The organism is Micromonospora sp. NPDC048040 (assembly GCF_055587185.1).
The window spans coordinates 35908-52297 of the sequence record NZ_JBVJGT010000025.1; the positions used below are offsets into that span (position 1 = coordinate 35908).

The 16390-nt window shown below is 75.5% G+C and carries 17 protein-coding genes; 4 read left to right on the plus strand and 13 right to left on the minus strand.

All coding sequences use genetic code 11. From position 1 onward, the window contains the following. Nucleotides 1-47 precede the first annotated feature (47 nt). Genes ACZ6O2_RS22385 through ACZ6O2_RS22400 form a run of 4 tightly spaced genes read right to left on the minus strand, consistent with a single transcriptional unit; the run spans nt 48 to nt 3503 of the window. Nucleotides 48-869, minus strand: coding sequence for a sirohydrochlorin chelatase (locus ACZ6O2_RS22385; RefSeq protein ID WP_466024140.1), 822 nt, complete (start codon nt 867-869; stop codon nt 48-50). Next, nucleotides 851-1636, minus strand: coding sequence for a phosphoadenylyl-sulfate reductase (locus tag ACZ6O2_RS22390; protein WP_357462342.1), 786 nt, complete (start codon nt 1634-1636; stop codon nt 851-853). Before ACZ6O2_RS22390 ends, ACZ6O2_RS22385 begins: the two co-directional genes overlap by 19 nt. Continuing rightward, nucleotides 1633-1791 (minus strand): hypothetical protein, encoded by a 159-nt coding sequence (locus ACZ6O2_RS22395; protein ID WP_350703763.1) that lies wholly within the window; start codon nt 1789-1791, stop codon nt 1633-1635. Before ACZ6O2_RS22395 ends, ACZ6O2_RS22390 begins: the two co-directional genes overlap by 4 nt. Then, on the minus strand, nt 1788-3503 hold the full coding sequence (locus ACZ6O2_RS22400; RefSeq protein ID WP_466024141.1) for a nitrite/sulfite reductase: 1716 nt from the start codon (nt 3501-3503) through the stop codon (nt 1788-1790). Before ACZ6O2_RS22400 ends, ACZ6O2_RS22395 begins: the two co-directional genes overlap by 4 nt. A 407-nt stretch (nt 3504-3910) precedes the next feature. On the opposite strand from ACZ6O2_RS22400, the gene ACZ6O2_RS22405 reads away from it, so the two are divergent. Then, a complete protein-coding gene (locus ACZ6O2_RS22405) occupies nt 3911-5365 on the plus strand; it encodes a glycosyltransferase family 39 protein (protein ID WP_466024163.1) in 1455 nt (484 codons plus the stop codon). Nucleotides 5366-5549: 184 nt separating this feature from the next. Here the strand turns inward: ACZ6O2_RS22405 and ACZ6O2_RS22410 are convergent, their stop codons facing one another. Together ACZ6O2_RS22410 and ACZ6O2_RS22415 are read right to left on the minus strand one after the other, a co-directional pair. Beyond that, entirely contained in the window at nt 5550-7109 is a 1560-nt protein-coding gene (locus ACZ6O2_RS22410; RefSeq protein ID WP_350703767.1) for a histidine kinase N-terminal domain-containing protein, read from the minus strand. Between the two features lie 25 nt (nt 7110-7134). Then, the gene (locus tag ACZ6O2_RS22415) at nt 7135-8166 is read right to left on the minus strand and encodes an SIS domain-containing protein (protein ID WP_350704155.1); all 1032 of its coding nucleotides are present in this window, start codon (nt 8164-8166) and stop codon (nt 7135-7137) included. Nucleotides 8167-8354: 188 nt separating this feature from the next. On the opposite strand from ACZ6O2_RS22415, the gene ACZ6O2_RS22420 reads away from it, so the two are divergent. Next, a complete protein-coding gene (locus tag ACZ6O2_RS22420) occupies nt 8355-10190 on the plus strand; it encodes a tetratricopeptide repeat protein (RefSeq protein WP_466024142.1) in 1836 nt (611 codons plus the stop codon). A gap of 6 nt (nt 10191-10196) precedes the next feature. Here ACZ6O2_RS22420 and ACZ6O2_RS22425 read toward each other — a convergent pair whose 3' ends face one another. Further along, the gene (locus ACZ6O2_RS22425) at nt 10197-11786 is read right to left on the minus strand and encodes an MDR family MFS transporter (protein WP_350703770.1); all 1590 of its coding nucleotides are present in this window, start codon (nt 11784-11786) and stop codon (nt 10197-10199) included. A gap of 110 nt (nt 11787-11896) precedes the next feature. Between ACZ6O2_RS22425 and ACZ6O2_RS22430 the strand changes: the two genes are divergently transcribed. After that, nucleotides 11897-12490, plus strand: a complete 594-nt coding sequence (locus ACZ6O2_RS22430) for a TetR/AcrR family transcriptional regulator (protein ID WP_350703772.1) — start codon at nt 11897-11899, stop codon at nt 12488-12490. A gap of 48 nt (nt 12491-12538) precedes the next feature. Here ACZ6O2_RS22430 and ACZ6O2_RS22435 read toward each other — a convergent pair whose 3' ends face one another. Both ACZ6O2_RS22435 and ACZ6O2_RS22440 read right to left on the minus strand, forming a co-directional pair. Further along, nucleotides 12539-13048: a GNAT family N-acetyltransferase gene (locus ACZ6O2_RS22435; protein ID WP_466024143.1), complete on the minus strand. Its 510-nt coding sequence runs from the start codon at nt 13046-13048 to the stop codon at nt 12539-12541. Next, nucleotides 13045-13266, minus strand: coding sequence for a biotin/lipoyl-binding carrier protein (locus ACZ6O2_RS22440; protein WP_176737378.1), 222 nt, complete (start codon nt 13264-13266; stop codon nt 13045-13047). Before ACZ6O2_RS22440 ends, ACZ6O2_RS22435 begins: the two co-directional genes overlap by 4 nt. A gap of 315 nt (nt 13267-13581) precedes the next feature. On the opposite strand from ACZ6O2_RS22440, the gene ACZ6O2_RS22445 reads away from it, so the two are divergent. Next, the gene (locus tag ACZ6O2_RS22445; RefSeq protein WP_369700219.1) at nt 13582-13656 is read left to right on the plus strand and encodes a 50S ribosomal protein bL37; all 75 of its coding nucleotides are present in this window, start codon (nt 13582-13584) and stop codon (nt 13654-13656) included. 105 nt (nt 13657-13761) lie between these two features. Here ACZ6O2_RS22445 and rsrA read toward each other — a convergent pair whose 3' ends face one another. The 4 genes from rsrA to ACZ6O2_RS22465 form a co-directional block, all read right to left on the minus strand. Next, nucleotides 13762-14049 carry a mycothiol system anti-sigma-R factor gene (gene rsrA / locus ACZ6O2_RS22450; protein ID WP_350703776.1) on the minus strand — a complete coding sequence of 96 codons (288 nt, stop codon included), beginning with the start codon at nt 14047-14049 and terminating at the stop codon, nt 13762-13764. 1 nt (nt 14050) lies between these two features. Continuing rightward, nucleotides 14051-14875, minus strand: coding sequence for a sigma-70 family RNA polymerase sigma factor (locus tag ACZ6O2_RS22455; protein WP_350703778.1), 825 nt, complete (start codon nt 14873-14875; stop codon nt 14051-14053). A gap of 404 nt (nt 14876-15279) precedes the next feature. Beyond that, nucleotides 15280-15894 carry an alpha/beta hydrolase family protein gene (locus tag ACZ6O2_RS22460; RefSeq protein ID WP_466024144.1) on the minus strand — a complete coding sequence of 205 codons (615 nt, stop codon included), beginning with the start codon at nt 15892-15894 and terminating at the stop codon, nt 15280-15282. Nucleotides 15895-15976: 82 nt separating this feature from the next. Next, nucleotides 15977-16369, minus strand: a complete 393-nt coding sequence (locus tag ACZ6O2_RS22465) for a WhiB family transcriptional regulator (RefSeq protein WP_466024145.1) — start codon at nt 16367-16369, stop codon at nt 15977-15979. Between the last annotated feature and the right edge of the window lie 21 nt (nt 16370-16390).

A 16390-nucleotide genomic window follows, 5' to 3' on the forward strand; every position in this document is an offset into this window, starting at 1 on the left:
CTCGCTGTCCGCACCCCGCTCACGTACCCACCGGGGCGCCATTCCGATCACGGGCGGGCCGTGACCCCGGCCACCCCGGCGGCGGCGTCGACGCGCCGCAGGACCAGGTCGGCCAGCTCCGGGGCGTCGGTCAGCGGGGCGGACACCGCCACCGCGCCGGCGTCCCGCGCCGCCCCGGCCACGGCGTCGTGGAAGAGGCCGGGAGCCAGGAAGTAGGCCGACACCGCCACCCGCCGGGCGCCCCGGGCACGTAGCCGGGCCACCGCCGCCTCGACGGCCGGCGGGGCGGCCGAGGCGTACGACACCCGGGTGGGCACCCCGAAACCGGCGCGCAGCGCGGCGGCCACCCGCCCCACCGAACCGCGCGCCCGGGCGTCCCTCGTGCCCGCGGCGGCGAGCACCAGCCCGTCGAACCGCCCCGGCTCCGCCTCGCCCAACCGCCGGCGCAGGCCGGCCAGCAGCCCGCCGTCGACCTCGCCGTCGGCGGGGCCGAGCACGGCGGTCACCCGCACCGCGATCGGCGGCCCCGCCGCGCGGGCCGCCGCCACCGCCGCCGGGATGTCCACCCGCCGGTGGTACGCGGCGGTGAGCAGCAGCGGCACCAGCACCGCCCGGGGATGCCCGGCGCCGGCCAGGTCCCGCAGCACCGCGGCCGGTCCCGGCGCGGTGTGGTCCAGCCAGCTCGCCAGCACCGGCGTGCCGGGCCGGGCCGTCGACACCGCCCGGGCCAGCGCCAGGGTCGCCTCGGCGGCCCGCGGATCCCGGCTGCCGTGGGCGACCAGGACCACGGGGTCGGCCGCCCCCCACGGCCCGGGCGCCCCCGGTGCGGGAGCGGCCGGGCCCGGCCCGGTCAGACGTGCAGGCCGCACTCGGTCTTCTCGAACATGGCCCACCGGCCGGCCCGCGGATCCTCCCCCGCCTTCGTGCGGCGGGTGCAGGGCCAGCAGCCGATCGAGCCGTAGCCCTGCCGGAACAGCTCGTTCACCGGCACGTTCCAGCGGGCGACGTAGGCGTCCACGTCCGCCTGCCTCCAGGCCGCGATCGGGTTGACCTTGACCTTGCCCCGGCGGGCGTCGAAGGTCACCACCGGCGTGTTCGCCCGGGTCGGCGACTCGTCCCGGCGCAGCCCGGCGGCCCAGGCGTCGTACCCGGCCAGCGCCCGCTCCAGCGGCTCGACCTTACGGAGCTGGCAGCAGTCGTCGGGGGACTTGTTGAACAGCCGGGGGCCGTACTCGCCGTCCTGCTGGCCGACGGTCAGCCGCGGCCGGATCGACCGGACGTTCACCGGCAGCGTCCTGGCCACCTCGTCGCGGACCTTCAGCGTCTCGGGGAAGTGCAGACCGGTGTCGAGGAAGACCACGTCCACCCCGGGGGCGACCCGGGAGACCAGGTGGGCCAGCACGGCGTCGGCCATCGAACTGGTGACGCAGAACCGGTCGCCGAAGGTCGCGGTCGCCCAGCGGGCGATCTCCAGCGCGGGCGCGCCCTCCAACTCCCGCCCGGCCTCCTCGGCCAGCGCGCGCAGCTCGTCCGGGGCGCGACGCGCCGGGTCGGCCGGCTTCGGGCCGCCGACGCCGACCAGGCCCAGGCCCGCCGCGGAGACGAGGCCCGACGGGTCGCCCGTGCCCCCGCTCACCGGGCCACCGCCCGGCCGAGCAGGCCGGTGAACCTCACCGAGAACACCCGGGCGCAGGCGTGGCACTCCCAGGCGCCGTGGCCGGCCTCGCTCGGCCGCAGGTCCTCCTCGCCGCAGTAGGGGCAGTACAGCGGCGCGGAACGGGTCTCGCTCATCGGAGTTCCTCCTCGTCGACCCTGATCACCCAGTTGGCGAACGTCTCGCCGGCTTCCCGCCCGGCCAGGTAGCGCCGGGCGAGGCGTTCCACGTACTCCGGAAGCTCCTCGGCGGTGGTCTTCAGGCCGCGCAGCTTGCGGCCGAAGCCGGCGGTCTGCCCCTCGGCCATGCCGAGCCCGCCGCCGAGGTGGACCTGGAAGCCCTCCACCTGGCGACCGTCCGGGCCGACCACCAGCTGGCCCTTCAGGCCGATGTCGGCGACCTGCGTGCGGGCGCAGGCGTTGGGGCAGCCGTTGAGGTGGATGGAGATGTCGGCGTCGAAGTCGCGCAGCCGCTCCTCCAGCCGGGCCACCAGCTCCTCGCCCCGGGCCTTGGTCTCGACGATGGCCAGCTTGCAATACTCGATGCCGGTGCACGCCATGGTGCCGCGCCGCCAGGCCGACGGCTGCGCCTCCAGGCCGATCCCCCGCAGCGCCCGCACCAGCGAGTCGGTCCGCTCCGGCGCCACGTCCAGCACCAGCAGCTTCTGGTACGGGGTGAGCCGCACCCGGTCGCTGCCGTGCGTCTCGACGACGTCGGCCAGCCGGGCGAGCTGCCCGCCGGAGACCCGCCCGACCACCGGGGCGGCGCCGACGTAGTTGCGCCCGTCACGCTGCGGGTGCACGCCGATGTGGTCCACCGGCCTGTCGGGCAGCCGCGGGGCCGGCCCGTCGAGCAGGGCGCGGCCCAGGTACTCCTTCTCCAGCACCTCGCGGAACTTCGGCACGCCCCAGTCGGCGACGAGGAACTTCAGCCGTGCCCGGTTGCGCAGCCGGCGGTAGCCGTAGTCGCGGAAGATGCCGACCACGCCGGCCCAGACGTCCGGCACCTCGGCCAGCGGCACCCAGACGCCGAGCCGCTGGGCCAGCATCGGGTTCGTGGACAGCCCGCCGCCCACCCAGACGTCGAAGCCCGGGCCGTGGTCCGGGTGGTCCACGCCGAGGAACGCGATGTCGTTCGCCTCGTAGGGCGTGTCGACCAGCCAGGAGATGGAGGTCTTGAACTTGCGCGGCAGGTTGGAGAACTCCTTGTCGCCGACGTACCGGCGGACGATCTCGTCGACCGCCGGCGTCGGGTCGACCAGCTCGTCGCGCGCCACGCCGGCCACCGGGCTGCCCAGCACGACCCGGGGGCAGTCGCCGCACGCCTCGGTGGTCTGCAGGCCGACGGACTCCAGCCGACGCCAGATCTCCGGCACGTCCTCGACCCGGATCCAGTGGTACTGGATGTTCTGCCGGTCGGTGATGTCGGCGGTGTCCCGGGCGAACTCGCGGGAGATCTCCGCGACCACCCGCAGCTGCGCCAGGCTGAGCTCGCCCCCGTCCACCCGGACCCGGAGCATGAAGAACTCGTCCTCCAGCTCGTGCGGCTCCAGCACGGCCGTCCGGCCGCCGTCGATGCCCGCCTTGCGCTGGGTGTAGAGGCCCCACCAACGGAACCGGCCGCGCAGATCCTGCGGATCGATCGAGGCGAACCCGTGGTGGGCGTAGATGTTCTCGATCCGGGCCCGCACGTTCAGCGGGTCGTCGTCCTTCTTGATCCGCTCGTTGGCGTTGAGCGGCTCGCGGTGACCGAGTGCCCACTGGCCCTCGCCGCGCGGGCGGCGCGGGGCCCGGGCCGGTCGGGGGGCCGTCGGGTCACCGGCCCGGGCCGGGATGCTGCTGACCGCCATGGCGGCGTCCTCCGTTGTCTGGGGTGCCTCGTGACGCGCGGGCGCGGCGGCCGGCCCGTCGAAACGGGCTGGGGACAACGGTGTCGGAACAGCCGGCGCGGGGGCGCGCCCGAGACAGATTGGTCGGGCGTCGTCAGTGGGCCGGACAGATGGCGCTGCGCACGCGGCCGTAGTCGACGTGGCGGCGGGCCACGAAGCGGCGGACGACGGCGGCGGTCATGGAGTCATGCTGCCACACCGGGTGGGGGCCGGCCAACGAGCGCGTGCGTGATCCCACATCACGGGCGACGCGCCCGGGAACGACGCCGGCGACTGATCCGTGGACCGGCACAACGGCACGGCCCGGCTGTGTGACGCTGCGATATGTGACCGGTTCTTCTGATTTGTCTGCCGGCGGTCCGGGCCGGCTGACCGCGCCGCCGCCCGCCGGCGACGCGCCCGGCGGGCCGGTCCGCGCCCCCCGCCTGGTCTGGGTCGGCCCGACGCTGGCCACCCTGGCCGTCGTGCTGACCGGGATCGGCCACGCGCAACCGTGGCGCGACGAGTTGGCCACCTGGAGCGCGGCGACCCGGTCACCCGGGGACCTGGTCCGGCTCGCCGGCACCATCGACGCCGCGACCGGCCCCTACTACCTGTTCATGCACGCCTGGGTGGCACTCGCGGGCGACTCGGTCGCCGCGCTGCGGCTGCCCGCCGCGCTGGCCATGGCCGCCACCGCCGGGTTGACCGCCGTACTCGGGCAGCGGCTGGCCGGCACCCGGGCGGGGCTGATCGCCGGGCTGCTCCTCGCGGTGCTCCCGGGCACCTCGCGGTACGGCCAGGAGGCGCGCCCGTACGCGCTGGCCGCGTTCTTCGCGGTGCTGGCGACCCTGCTCCTGGTCGAGGCGCTGGCCCGGCCGGGGTGGCCCCGCTGGGCCGCGTACGCCGCCGCCGTGGCCGCCCTCGGGCTCACCCACCTGGTCGCGCTCACCCTGCTCGCCGCGCACGCGGTGGCGGTGCTCGCCGCCCACCGCGAGGGCCCGCCGAGCCGCCCGCTGCGCTGGGCGCTCGCCCTGGTGCCGGCCGCGCTGCTGGTGACCCCGCTGGTGCTGCTGGCCAGGGGCCAGCGGTCCCGGCAGCTCGACTGGGTGGACACGGTCCGGCTGACCGACCTGACGGCGCTGCCGGGCGGGGTGGCGCAGAGCGGCGTGGTGGGCGGGCTGCTGGTGGGGTTGGCGGCGCTCGGGGCGGCCGGGCTCGGCCGGCGCGCCCTGCTGCCCGGGTGCGCCGTGCTGCTGCCGGTGCTGCTGCTCTTCGCCGCCGGCGCCGTCGTGCCCCTCTGGGTGTCCCGCTACCTGTTCTTCGTCGTGCCGTTCGGCTGCCTGCTGGCCGGCGCGGCGCTCGCGACGGTGCCGCTGCCGCCCGCGTTGGCCGTGGTGGCCCTGGCCGGGCTGCTCGGCCTGCCCGACCAGGCGGCGCTGCGGCGGACGCACGAGTGGCCACGCAGCGCCGCGGTCGACTACCGCGGGGCGGCCCGGGTCGTCGCCGGCGGCCAGCGGCCGGGGGACGCCGTCGTCTACTCGCCCCGCGAGAGCTGGCTCTTCCTCGACCTCGGCCTCAACTACCACCTGGGCGACCGCCGCCCCCGGGACGTGCTGGCCACCGAGGAGCAGGCCCGTCGGGGCGACCTGTGGGCCGCCGAGTGCACCCGGCCGACCGAGTGCCTGGCCGGCGCGCAGCGGGTCTGGCTGGTCGTGGCCGGCCGCCGCGACGACCCGCTGGCCGCCGTGCCGGGCGCCAAGGGCGACGCGCTGCGCGCCGGCTACACCGTCGAACGGGTCTGGCACCGCCCCGGCCTGACGGTCGCGCTGCTCACCCGCTGACCCGCCCCGGGCCCGCGGGTCCGCGCCGGCCTGCCGCCGCGTCGCCGCCGCCGGCACCGGCGGGGACGTGTGGCGCGGCGGCGGGGCGACGACGGTGACCGGGCCCGCCCCGCGGGGTCTGCCGGTGTTGGCGGCCGGGGACCCGGAGGCGCGGGATCCGGAGGATCCGACGCCGTTTGGCGGGTCAGCCGGCGGCGCGGCCCTCCGGGGCGCTGCGGGCCAGCGGCACGACGAGCGTCGCCTCGGTGCCGCCGTTCGCGCCGTCGCGCAGTTCGATCGTGCCGCGCAGCTCGCCGGTCACCAGCGCCCGGACGATCTGCAGACCGAGGTTGCCGCCCCGCTCGGCGTCGAAGTCCGGCGGCAGCCCGCGCCCGTTGTCGGTCACCGAGACGTGCAGCATCTTCCGGAACCGGTGCGCCGACACCACCACCTCGGGCACGGCGCCGACCGCGCCGGCCGCGTCCGGCGCGGTCACCGCGTCCGCGGCCGGCGGGAAGCCGTGCTCGACGGCGTTGAGCAGCAGCTCGTTGAGGACCATCACCAACGACGTGGCGACCTCGGCGGGAAGCACCCCGAAGCTCCCCGTCCGCCGCATCCCGACCGTCGACTCGGCCGCCGCCACCTCGGTCGCCGCGCTGGCCACCCGGTCCACGATGCCGTCGAACTCGACCGCCTCGTCGCTGGACAGGGAGAGGGTCTCGTGCACCAGCGCGATGGAGGCGACCCGGCGTACCGATTCCTCCAGGGCGACCCGGGCCTCCGGCATGGCCACCCGGCGGGCCTGGAGGCGCAGCAGGGCGGCGACGGTCTGGAGGTTGTTCTTCACCCGGTGGTGGATCTCCCGGATGGTGGCGTCCTTGGTGATCAGGGCGCGGTCGCGGCGGCGTACCTCGGTGATGTCCCGGACCAGCACCAGCGCGCCGATCGGCACCCCGGCGGGCATCAGCGGCAGCGCCCGGGTGAGCATCGTGGCGCCGCGGGCGTCGATCTCCCGACGGGGCGGCGCCTCGCCGCGCAGGGCGGCGAGGATGCCGTTCGCCGCGTCCGTCCCCTCCAGCGGGTCGCCGGCCAGCCGGCGGTGCAGCGCCGCCAGGTCCTCGCCCACCAGGTGCGAGGCGTAGCCGAGCCGCCGGTACGCCGACTGCGCGTTCGGGCTGGCGTAGGTGACCTTGCCGCCGGCGTCGAGCCGGACCAGCCCGTCGCCGACGCGGGGCGCCGAGGTGGTCTCCCCCGGGTGGCGCGGCGGCGGGAAGGTGCCGTCGGCGATCATCTGCGCCAGGTCGTCGGCGGTGGTGAGGTAGTTCAGCTCCAGCTGGCTCGGGGTGCGCGCGGTGGAGAGGTTGGTGTCCCGCCCGACCACGGCGACCACCTCGCCGGCCTCGCCGTCGGTCGTGCGCAGCCGGACCGGGATCGCCTCGTGCCGCGCGGGCACGTCGCCGTACCAGACCGGGTCGCCCTCCCGCCAGATCCGGCCCTGCCGGTGGGCCACCTCCAGATGGGCCACCTCCGGCCCGCCGACGATCCGCCCCACCTGGTCGTCCAGGTACGCGGTGGGGGCGGTCGTCGGCCGGACCTGGGCGACGCAGAGGTACGTCCCGTCACCGTCCACGGGCACCCAGAGCAGCAGGTCGGCGAAGGACAGGTCGGACAGCAACTGCCAGTCGCCGGCGATCCGGTGCAGGTGGTCGATGTCGGCCGGACGGAGGAGGGTGTGCTCCTCGGCGAGGTCGCGCAGCGTGGACACGCTGACCAGCGTGCCACGCCGGGCGTCACATCGTCGCGGTGACCTTCTTCAGCCCCCGCGGCGCGTCCGGGTCCTCGCCCCGGGCCAGCGCCAGCGCCAGCGCCAGGCGCTGCAGCGGCAGGATGTCCAGCAGCGGTGCGTACCGCTCGTCGACCTCGGGGACGGCCATCCGGGTGGCGCCCTCGACGTCGGCGGAGCCGACCACCACCACGTCGGCGCGGCGCTCGCCGAGCCGGGGCAGCACCTCGCCCATCGACCGGCCGCCCGGCCCGGAGCCGACCACGGCGAGCACAGGCACGTCGGGGTCGGTCATGGCGAGCGGGCCGTGCAGCAGGTCGGCGCCGGAGAACGCCAGCGCCGGCAGGTAGGAGGTCTCCATCAGCTTCAGCGCGGCCTCGCGGGCGGTCGGGTACGCGTACCCCCGGCCGGTGGTGACGAGCTGGCCGGCGAACCGGTAGCGGGGCGCGAGCTGGGCCGGGGTGGGGTCGTCCAGGGTGCGGGCGGCCAGCTCGGGCAGGGCGGCGAGCGCGTCGCGCTCGTCGGCGGGCAGCGCGCCGTCGCCGGCCCGGATGCCCTCGACGAGCATCAGCAGGGCGAGCAGCTCGGCGGTGTACGTCTTGGTGGCGGCCACCGCGCGCTCGTGCCCGGCGGCGATGTCGACGCTCAGCTCGGCGACGTCGGCCAGCGGGGAGTCGGGCGCGTTGGTGACGGCCAGGGTCAGCGCGCCCGAGGCGCGGGCGGTGCGCAGCACCTCGGCGAGGTCCGGCGAGCCGCCGCTCTGGCTGACGCCGACGACCAGCGCGTCGGAGAGGTCCGGCCGGGCGCCGTAGACGGTGACGGCGCTGGGCGAGGCGAGCCCCGCGGGCAGGCCGAGCCGGATCTCGGTCAGGTACGCCCCGTAGAGGGCGGCGTGGTCGGAGGTGCCCCGGGCGGTGAAGACCACGTGCCGGGGTCGGCGCTCCGCGATGACCGCCGCCACCCGGGCGATCGGCCCGGCGTGTTCGGCGGAGAGCAGCCGGGCGTAGCCCGCCGGCTGCTCGTCGATGTCGGCGGCCATGCCAGCCCCTGCACGCGTCACGGAAACTCCTCCCACTGCGCGGTTGCCGCGCGTTTCCTGCTCAGTCTTGCATCTTTGATCTGATCAGAGCAATCGAACGAGCAGGAGTGCGCAGTTGATCACCGCGTCGGTGCAACATCACCTAGGCTTGCCCGGCCCACCGGAGCACCGACGAGTGAGAGGACGCCGTGGCCGAGGACGACCGGGCGCTGCCCGCGGCGGAGGAACTTGCCCTCGCCCGGCTCGCCATGGACTCCGGCGACCTGGAGCACGCGGCCGGGCACGTCGCCGCCGCGCTCGCCCAGGCCCCGACCCTGCCCGAGGTGCACGAGACGCTCGCCCGGCTCGCCGCCGCCGACGGCGCCGGCGGCGCCGGCGGCGTGGACCTCTTCCCGCTGCACCACCACGCCTTCGTCGGCGCCGTGGTCGCCCGCGCCCACCTGCTGGCCGCCGCCGGCCGGCCCGCCGAGGGGCTGGACCTGCTGGTCGCCGCGACCGGGCACGCCCCGGGGGCGGACTGGGCCGGCGTGCCCTGGGTGACCGCGCCGGAACTCGCCGAACGCCTCGAACCGGACCGGACCGCCCGCATCCTGATGCAGGTCTGCGCCGCCGTGCCCGACCCGGCGCCCCGGGCCGACCGGGCGGCGCTGGCCCCCTACCTGGCGCTGGCCCGCAACGCGGTCACCGTCCACGCCGAGCACGGCCTGCTGCTGGGCGCGGCGTCCGCGCTGGCCCGGCGGGTCGGCGAGGTCGCCCTGGCGGTCCGCTGGGCCGCCCGGGGCGTACGCGCGGAGCCGTCGAAGATCGGCGAGGTGTGGCTCGGGTACGCGTACCGCAGCGCCGGCCGCACCCGGGAGGCGCTGGCGGCACTCGGCCGCGCCGTCGCGCACGACCCCGACGACCTCGCCGTGTACGCCGACATCGCCGGCACCCTCGCCGACATCGGGCGGCTCGACGAGGCGCTCGACTGGATCGACCGGGCCCTCGCCCGGGATCCCACCTTCGACTGCGCCGTGCACACCGCTCACCGGCTGCGGCACCAGCGCGACGGCGACGTGGCGCACCTGGTCGCGCTCGCCGACTTCGTGCAGGACCACCCGGACGACTCGCACGAGCACGGCGACCTGGCCGAGTGCTGCCGCAGCCGGGCCTGGCTCGGGCAGGTGACCCCGGCGGCCGGGGCGGTGGTGGACGCGCTGCGTCAGGCCGTCGCCGACGACCACGGCGGGGTCGGCGCCGCCGTGCTGCTGGAGTCACCCGCGCCGCCGAGCGCACTGCGTACCGTCGCCACGGCCGTGCCGGCGCTGCGGGTCGAGGTGGCCGGCGTGCCGGAGCCGGACCCGCGCGAGCCCCGGCGGGCGGACGCCCGGCGGATCTGGCGCTGGGACGGGACGACGGTCGCGCCCGCGGTGCCGGCGCCCTCGGCGGAAGCGACCGCGCGGCTGCGGCAGCTCGCCCACCCGGCGTGGCCGCACCCCCCGGCGGCGTACGACGCGGCGGTGGGCCTGGCCACCCTGGACCTGGCCGACCTGGTCGGCCTGCTGGCGCACCCGCCGGACGCGCCGTCCACCGCGCTGGGGCGGGTGCTGGGGCAGGACCCCTCGCTCTGGGTGCGCTGCGTCCAGGTGTGGGCCTGCCTCGGCCTGCTGCACCACCGCACGGACGAGCCGTGGGCGACCTCGACCCGCCGCCGGGTGCTGCTGGACCTGGTCTGGGGCGTCGAGGACTGGATCACCGAGGCGTCGCTGTTCGCCATGGTGACCGCCGCCTGGGTCGACCCGGCGGTGCGCCCCGACGTGGCGCGGGTGGTGGCCGAGCGGCTGGCCGACGTCGCGGCGGTGGCGCGGCTGCGCCCGGTGCCCGTCGCGGTGTCCCTGGCCCACCTGGCCCTGGCGACGCCGGCCCTGGACGCGGAGACGACGGCCCTGGCGACCTCCCTGGTCGCCAGGGCCGTGGTGCCCCGCCCCCGCTCCGGCCTGCGCCGCCTCTGGCACCGCCTCACCGGCCCCTTCCGACGGCCCTGAAGCGGGTCAGGCGACGGGCGCCTTGCCCAGGGCGGCCTCGGCCTGGCCCTCGCCGGCGCCCTGCGGGGCCGGCGGCTCGTTGGCGGTCCGCAGCGGGATCTCCTTGATGAACCAGGCCAGCACCGGAACCGCCACGGTGAACAGCACCGCCCACCAGAAGACGTGCGAGATCGCGTCGGCGAGGCCACCGAGCACCAGCTCCCGCGCCTGCGCCGGCAGGTCCTTGAGCTCCGCCAGGTCCATCGCGGCACCGGCCTCGCCGCCGCCGCTGAACGCGCCGCCGGCCGGGGAGTCGGCCAGCCGGTTGGCGAAGATCGCGCCGAACAGCGAGATGCCGAACGAGCCGCCGATCGAGCGGAAGAACGTGGCGGCGCCGCTCGCCGCGCCCAGGTCCTTCTGCGCCACGCTGTTCTGCGCGATGAGCATCGAGGTCTGCATGAGGAAGCCCATGCCGACGCCGAGCACGATCATGTAGAGCGAGGACTCCAGCTTGCCGGTGTGCACGTCGAGCAGGGTCAGCAGCGCCATGCCCGCGGTCATCACCACGCCGCCCACGATCGGGTAGATCCGGTACCGCCCGGTCTTCGTGATCGCGCGACCGACCACCAGCGAGACCACCAGCATGCCGAACATCAGCGGAAGCAGCAGCAGCCCGGAGTTCGTCGCCGAGGCGCCCTGCACGGTCTGCTGATACAGCGGCAGGAAGTTCATCGCGCCGAACATCGCGAAGCCGAGCAGGAAGCCGATCACGGAGATCAGCGCGAAGTTGCGGTTGGCGAAGAGCCCGAGCGGCAGGATCGGTTCGGCGGCCCGCCGCTCGACCAGACCGAAGACCACCAGCGCGACCGCGGCGAGCGCGGCCAGGCCGAGGATCTGCGGCGACACCCACGCGTACTCGTTGCCGCCCCAGGTGGTGACGAGCACGATCGCGGTGATGCCGACCGAGAGCAGCCCGGCGCCGAGCCAGTCGATCCGGTGTTCGGTGCGGTACTTCGGCAGGTGCATGGTCGTGGCGAGGACCAGCAGCGCGACGCCGCCCAGCGGCAGGTTCACGTAGAACGCCCAGCGCCAGGAGAGGTGGTCGGTGATGAAGCCGCCGACCAGCGGGCCGGCCACCATCGCGATGGCCATGATGCCGGCGATCATGCCCTGGTAGCGGCCCCGCTCCCGGGGCGGCACCAGGTCGCCGATGATCGCCATCACGCCGACCATCAGGCCGCCGGCGCCGAGGCCCTGCACCGCCCGGAAGGCGATCAGCTCGACCATGCCGTCGCCCGGCCCGCCGAACAGGTCGGAGCCGGCCATCCCGCACAGCGCCGAGCCGACCAGGAAGACGACCACCGAGGTGAGGAAGACGGACTTGCGCCCGTAGAGGTCGCCGAGCTTGCCCCAGATCGGCGTCGAGACCGTGGTGCCCAGCACGTACGCCGTCACCACCCAGGTGAAGTGGTCGAGCCCGCCGAACTCGCCCACGATCCGCGGTAGCGCCGTGCTGACGATCATGTTGTCGAGCATCGCCAGCATCATGGCGATCATCAGGCCGAAGAGCACGACCCGCACGTTGGGTCGTGCCGGTTCCTGGCTTGCCTGCGTCATGGGTAAGCTCCCCCGAGATGTGCCGCACTTACTTGCCGCCCGGCCAGTTAACTTACTAGCCGCACGGTAAGTTTGGCGGCAGGACCGGTCAAGCGAATTGGGTGGCACACGTGAGGGAGAGCACAGGCGGCACGCGGGAGCGCATCAAGTCCGTCGCGCTGGAGCTCTTCACCGAGCAGGGGTACGAGAAGACCTCGCTGCGCGAGATCGCCGAACGGCTGAACGTGACGAAGGCCGCGCTCTACTACCACTTCAAGAGCAAGGACGAGATCGTCAGCAGCGTCGTCGAGGACCGGCTGGAACTGATGGACGACCTCATCGCCTGGGCCGAGTCGCAGCCGGCGAGCCGCGACACCCGGCGCGCCGTGATCGGCCGGTACGCCGACGCCATGTTCGCCGGCGACGTGCCGTCGGTGATGCGGTTCTTCGAGCAGAACCAGACCGTGCTGAAGAGTCTCGCCGCCGGGCAGCAGATGCGCGGCCGGATGCTGCGGCTGGCCGAGGTGCTCTGCCGGGGAGACGACTCGCCCGCCGCGCAGCTCCGCGCGATCCTGTCGATCTTCGCCGTGCACAGCAGCTGGTTCGCGATCCGCACGCCGGGCATCACCGACACGGAGCGCAGGACGCTCGCGCTGGAGATGGCCGACGAGCTGCTCGCCCCCATCGGGACCGGGCGCGACGCCGCCGCGACGGAGGCGCCCTGACGCCCGCCGGCCCCGACGACACGCCGGCCCGGCCCGGCCCGGTCCGGATCAGGCGCCGGTGAGCTCCAGCCGGAGGGCGAGCAGTTCCACCCCGGCCAGGGGCGACCAGTCCAGCTCCGGCACGCGCACGAAGCCCCGGCGCCGGTAGAGCCGCTGGGCGGAGGCGGCGAAGCCGTGGCGGACGCAGATCATCACCGCCGAGCAGCCCAGCTCGGTCGCCCGGGACACGCACGCCTCGACCAGGGCCGCGCCGACGCCCCGGCCCTGCGCGGCCGGGTCCACGGCCAGCATCCGGAACTCCGCCTCGCCCGTCCCGGACAGCTCCGCGTACCGGGTGCCGGGGAGGACGAACGTCACCGATCCGAGCACCGCGCCGGTCTCCTGGTCGGCGGCGACGAGGACCTCGCCGTGCTCCGACCGGACCGCCACGTCGGCGAGCACGGCGGCGTAGCCGTGCTCGCCCTTGAGCTGGCCGTCGGCCTCGTACGCGGCGACCGTCAGCCGGGCCACCGCCGCGAAGTCGGCCGGCCCGGCCCGCCGCACCGAGAGGCCGGTCAATCGATCACCGCGATGAGGTCGCCGTCCTGCACGACGTCACCCTCGTTGACCGCGAGCTGCTTGACGACGCCGTCGGACTCGGCGACGACCGGGATCTCCATCTTCATCGACTCCAGGATCACCAGCGTGTCCCCCTCGGACACGGTGTCCCCGGCCGACGCGACGACCTTCCAGACGTTCGCCACCATCTCGGCGCGGATCTCCTCGGCCATCTCCACGGCCCCTTCTCTCGCGTGTTGCCTGCCGACGTATCCAATCATGCGGACGCCCCGCGGCGGGTGTGGAGCGGTCGCGTCCGGATGATCCACTGTCGGGTCGGGCGGGCCGCGGCTTCCCGCCCGGCCGGGGGTGCGGCGACGCGGCGAGGCGGCCGGCGTGTCGCGCGGCGCGCGTACGGCCGGCCGCCCCGGCGCACCACGGCGGGTGCCGGCAGCACTAGCATCAGCGGGTCGGACCCGGCGCCGGGAGGACCGGTGCGTGCACCGGCGCCGAGGTCGTGCGCAGGCGGATCCGACCATCACGAGGAGGTCACCATGGCGAAGAAGGCCCGGAAGAAGAAGGCCCGGAAGAAGAGCGGCGCCAACCACGGCAAGCGCCCCAACTCCTGATCCGGCGGCCGGGCCCACGGCCCGGCGTCGATCAGCCAGCGAAACGCCGGTGGCCCGGGTCGGAGACGACCCGGGCCACCGGCGTTGCTGTCGGTGCCGCCGGCCTCAGTCGGCCAGCTCCCGCGACTCGCTGTTCTCGAACACGACCAGCTCGGTCAGCCGGACCCGGAGCCGCTCCCGCAGCTGGTCGGGCGCGGTCTCGTTGCCGCAGCAGCGGGCGACCAGCGCCCTCACCTCCTGCTCGATGCCGTACTCGCGCAGGCACGGCCCGCACTCGTCGAGGTGGTAGCGGATCAGCGTGCGCCGCTCCTCGGCGCACTCCAGATCCAGGTAGAGGTAGACCTCCGCCAGCACCTCACGGCAGTCCGTCTCGTGCGGTTCCCCACAGCTCACGTCACACCTCCCGGCCGGCGGCAGCGGTTGAGCCCTTCTTCGACGACGCGGCGGTGAAGCCCCGCTCCGCGGCGTACTGCTCGAGCAGCTTGCGCAGATTACGTCGACCCCGGTGCAGCCGCGACATCACCGTGCCGATCGGCGTGCCCATGATGTCGGCGACCTCCTTGTAGGAGAAGCCCTCGACGTCGGTGAGGTAGACGGCCAGGCGGAACTCCTCCGGCAACTGCTGGAGGGCCTCCTTGACGTCGCTGTCCGGCAGCCGGTCCAGCGCCTCGGTCTCGGCCGAACGCAGCCCGCTGGAGGTGTGCGACTCGGCCTCGGCGAGCTGCCAGTCGGTGATCTCGTCAGTCGGCGCCTGGATGGGCTGGCGCTGCCGGCGGCGGTAGGAGTTGATGTAGGTGTTGGTCAGGATCCGGTAGAGCCAGGCCTTCAGGTTCGTGCCCTGCTCGAACTGGTGGAAGGCGGCGTACGCCTTCAGGTAGGTCTCCTGGACCAGGTCCTCCGCATCCGCCGGGTTGCGGGTCATCCGCAGGCCGGCAGCGTAGAGCTGATCGACGAAGGGCATCGCGTCCCGCTCGAATCGGGCCCTGCGCTCGTCCGTCTTCTCGGTGGTCAACCGCACATCCCCTCGCGTCGGATGCTTTCCCGCCGAGGATACGCGCACAGACCTGCCCACAGATTCACTTCCGGCGGGTGTGCTCGTGCTCACCGCGGCCACGCCGACCGGCGGCGCCGTCGCGGGCCAGTCCGGAGCGCCCAGCAACTGCCGCAGCTGCCGCGCTCCCCGCTCGTCCCGTTCCCGGGCCTGCGTCTCGATCGGCACCCGGTCACCCCCCTCGCCAGAAATGTCGTCCGGGGGGTGCAACGGCACGGACGGGCGGGGCATTCCGGCCCGGCCTCCCGTTCCTGGTCCCGGCCCCGGCGGGACGCCGACGCTGGGACCAGGAAGGGCCTGGGAGGACCGGCGCCGCCGCCCGAACCGGGCATCCGGCACCATCCGATGCAACGACCCGCCGCGGCCACCGGACACGGCCGGCCGGAGCGTCACCCCTCCCCCGGGGCGCGTCCTCGCCCGCCCGCGGCGCGTCGGCCGCCCACCAACCGGGCCGCGCCCAGCGGGGCCGGGACGGGGGATCGCGCCCACGAGCGACGGGGACGGAAGTCGCGGGGACGGGAAGGTCACGCGGGACGGAGGGCGCGCGGGACGGGAAGGTCACGCGCCGGGGATCAGGGCCGCGCCCAGCCCTGGTCGCGCAGCCAGTCGCGCACCGTCGCGGCCGTACCGGTCGGATCGCCCCGCAGGTCGTGCCGCTCCCCGGGTCGGGTGACCACGCGCACCGCGGGCCCGGGCTCCGGCACCCCGAACGGGTCGCGGTCGCCGTTGACCACCAGGGTCGGCAGGCCGGTCGCCAGTTCCGAGGCCCGGGACCGCTCCGGGCGGCCCGGCGGGTGCAACGGGAACGCGAGCGCGACCACACCGGCGGCGCCGACCGCCCGCGCGGTGCGGCAGGCCACCCGCGCGCCGCTGGAGCGCCCACCCACCAGCAGGGGTACGCCGGGATGCCGCTCCCGCAGCACGGCGAGCACGGCGGCCCACGCCTCGTCGAGGTGCCCGGCCGGAGCCGGGGCGCGCCGGCCGGCCACGCGGTACGGCTGGGTCACCCGTGCCACCACCAGGCCCGCGCCGGCCGCCGCGTCGCGCAGCGCGAGCAGGTCGGGGGCGTCGACGTCACCGCCCGCGCCGTGGCCGAGCGCCAGCACGGCGGTCGGCGGACCGGCCGGCAGGTCGGTGGCGACCCGGGCGGGCCCGCGCGGGGTGGGTAGCTCGTCGGTCTCGGGCACCAGCCCATTCTGGGGTGTCCGGGACACGACGCGGGGCCGGCCCACGTGATCGCGGGCCGGCCCCGGCCGGCTCAGTCGACGGTCAGCTCAGCGGCACCAGCGTGAGCAGACGGTCCCGGACCGGCGGACCCGCCTCGGCGGCGGCGTCCGGATCCGGTTGCACCTCGTCGCGCCAGGCGACCAGCATCGCCCGCCGCTCGCGCGGGGTCGTGCCGCCCCAGACGCCGTGGCAGTCGCCCACGTCCAGCGCCCAGGCCAGGCAGGAGCCCTGCACGTCGCAACTTCGGCAGAGCGCGACAGCCGCGTCGGCCGGCTCGTTCGGCGCCGGAAAGAACGTTTCCGGGTCGACACTCTGACAGGTTCCTCTGGTCCGCCAAGCCTCGTCCTGTCGCCGCTCCCGCAACGCCCGCAGCAGTCGCGGATCTCGTCGTGCGGCGGCGACCTCGTGCGGGCGGGGCATGCGTGCCCGTGTCATCCACCCACCTCCCCCGTGGGA

Excerpts from the sequence above, each read along its gene's own strand:
- ACZ6O2_RS22465 (WP_466024145.1), bottom strand. The coding sequence starts at position 16,369 with ATGACACGGGCACGCATGCCCCGCCCGCACGAGGTCGCCGCCGCACGA.
- ACZ6O2_RS22400 (WP_466024141.1), bottom strand. The coding sequence starts at position 3,503 with ATGGCGGTCAGCAGCATCCCGGCCCGGGCCGGTGACCCGACGGCCCCC.
- ACZ6O2_RS22395 (WP_350703763.1), bottom strand. The coding sequence starts at position 1,791 with ATGAGCGAGACCCGTTCCGCGCCGCTGTACTGCCCCTACTGCGGCGAG.
- ACZ6O2_RS22415 (WP_350704155.1), bottom strand. The coding sequence starts at position 8,166 with ATGGCCGCCGACATCGACGAGCAGCCGGCGGGCTACGCCCGGCTGCTC.
- ACZ6O2_RS22425 (WP_350703770.1), bottom strand. The coding sequence starts at position 11,786 with ATGACGCAGGCAAGCCAGGAACCGGCACGACCCAACGTGCGGGTCGTG.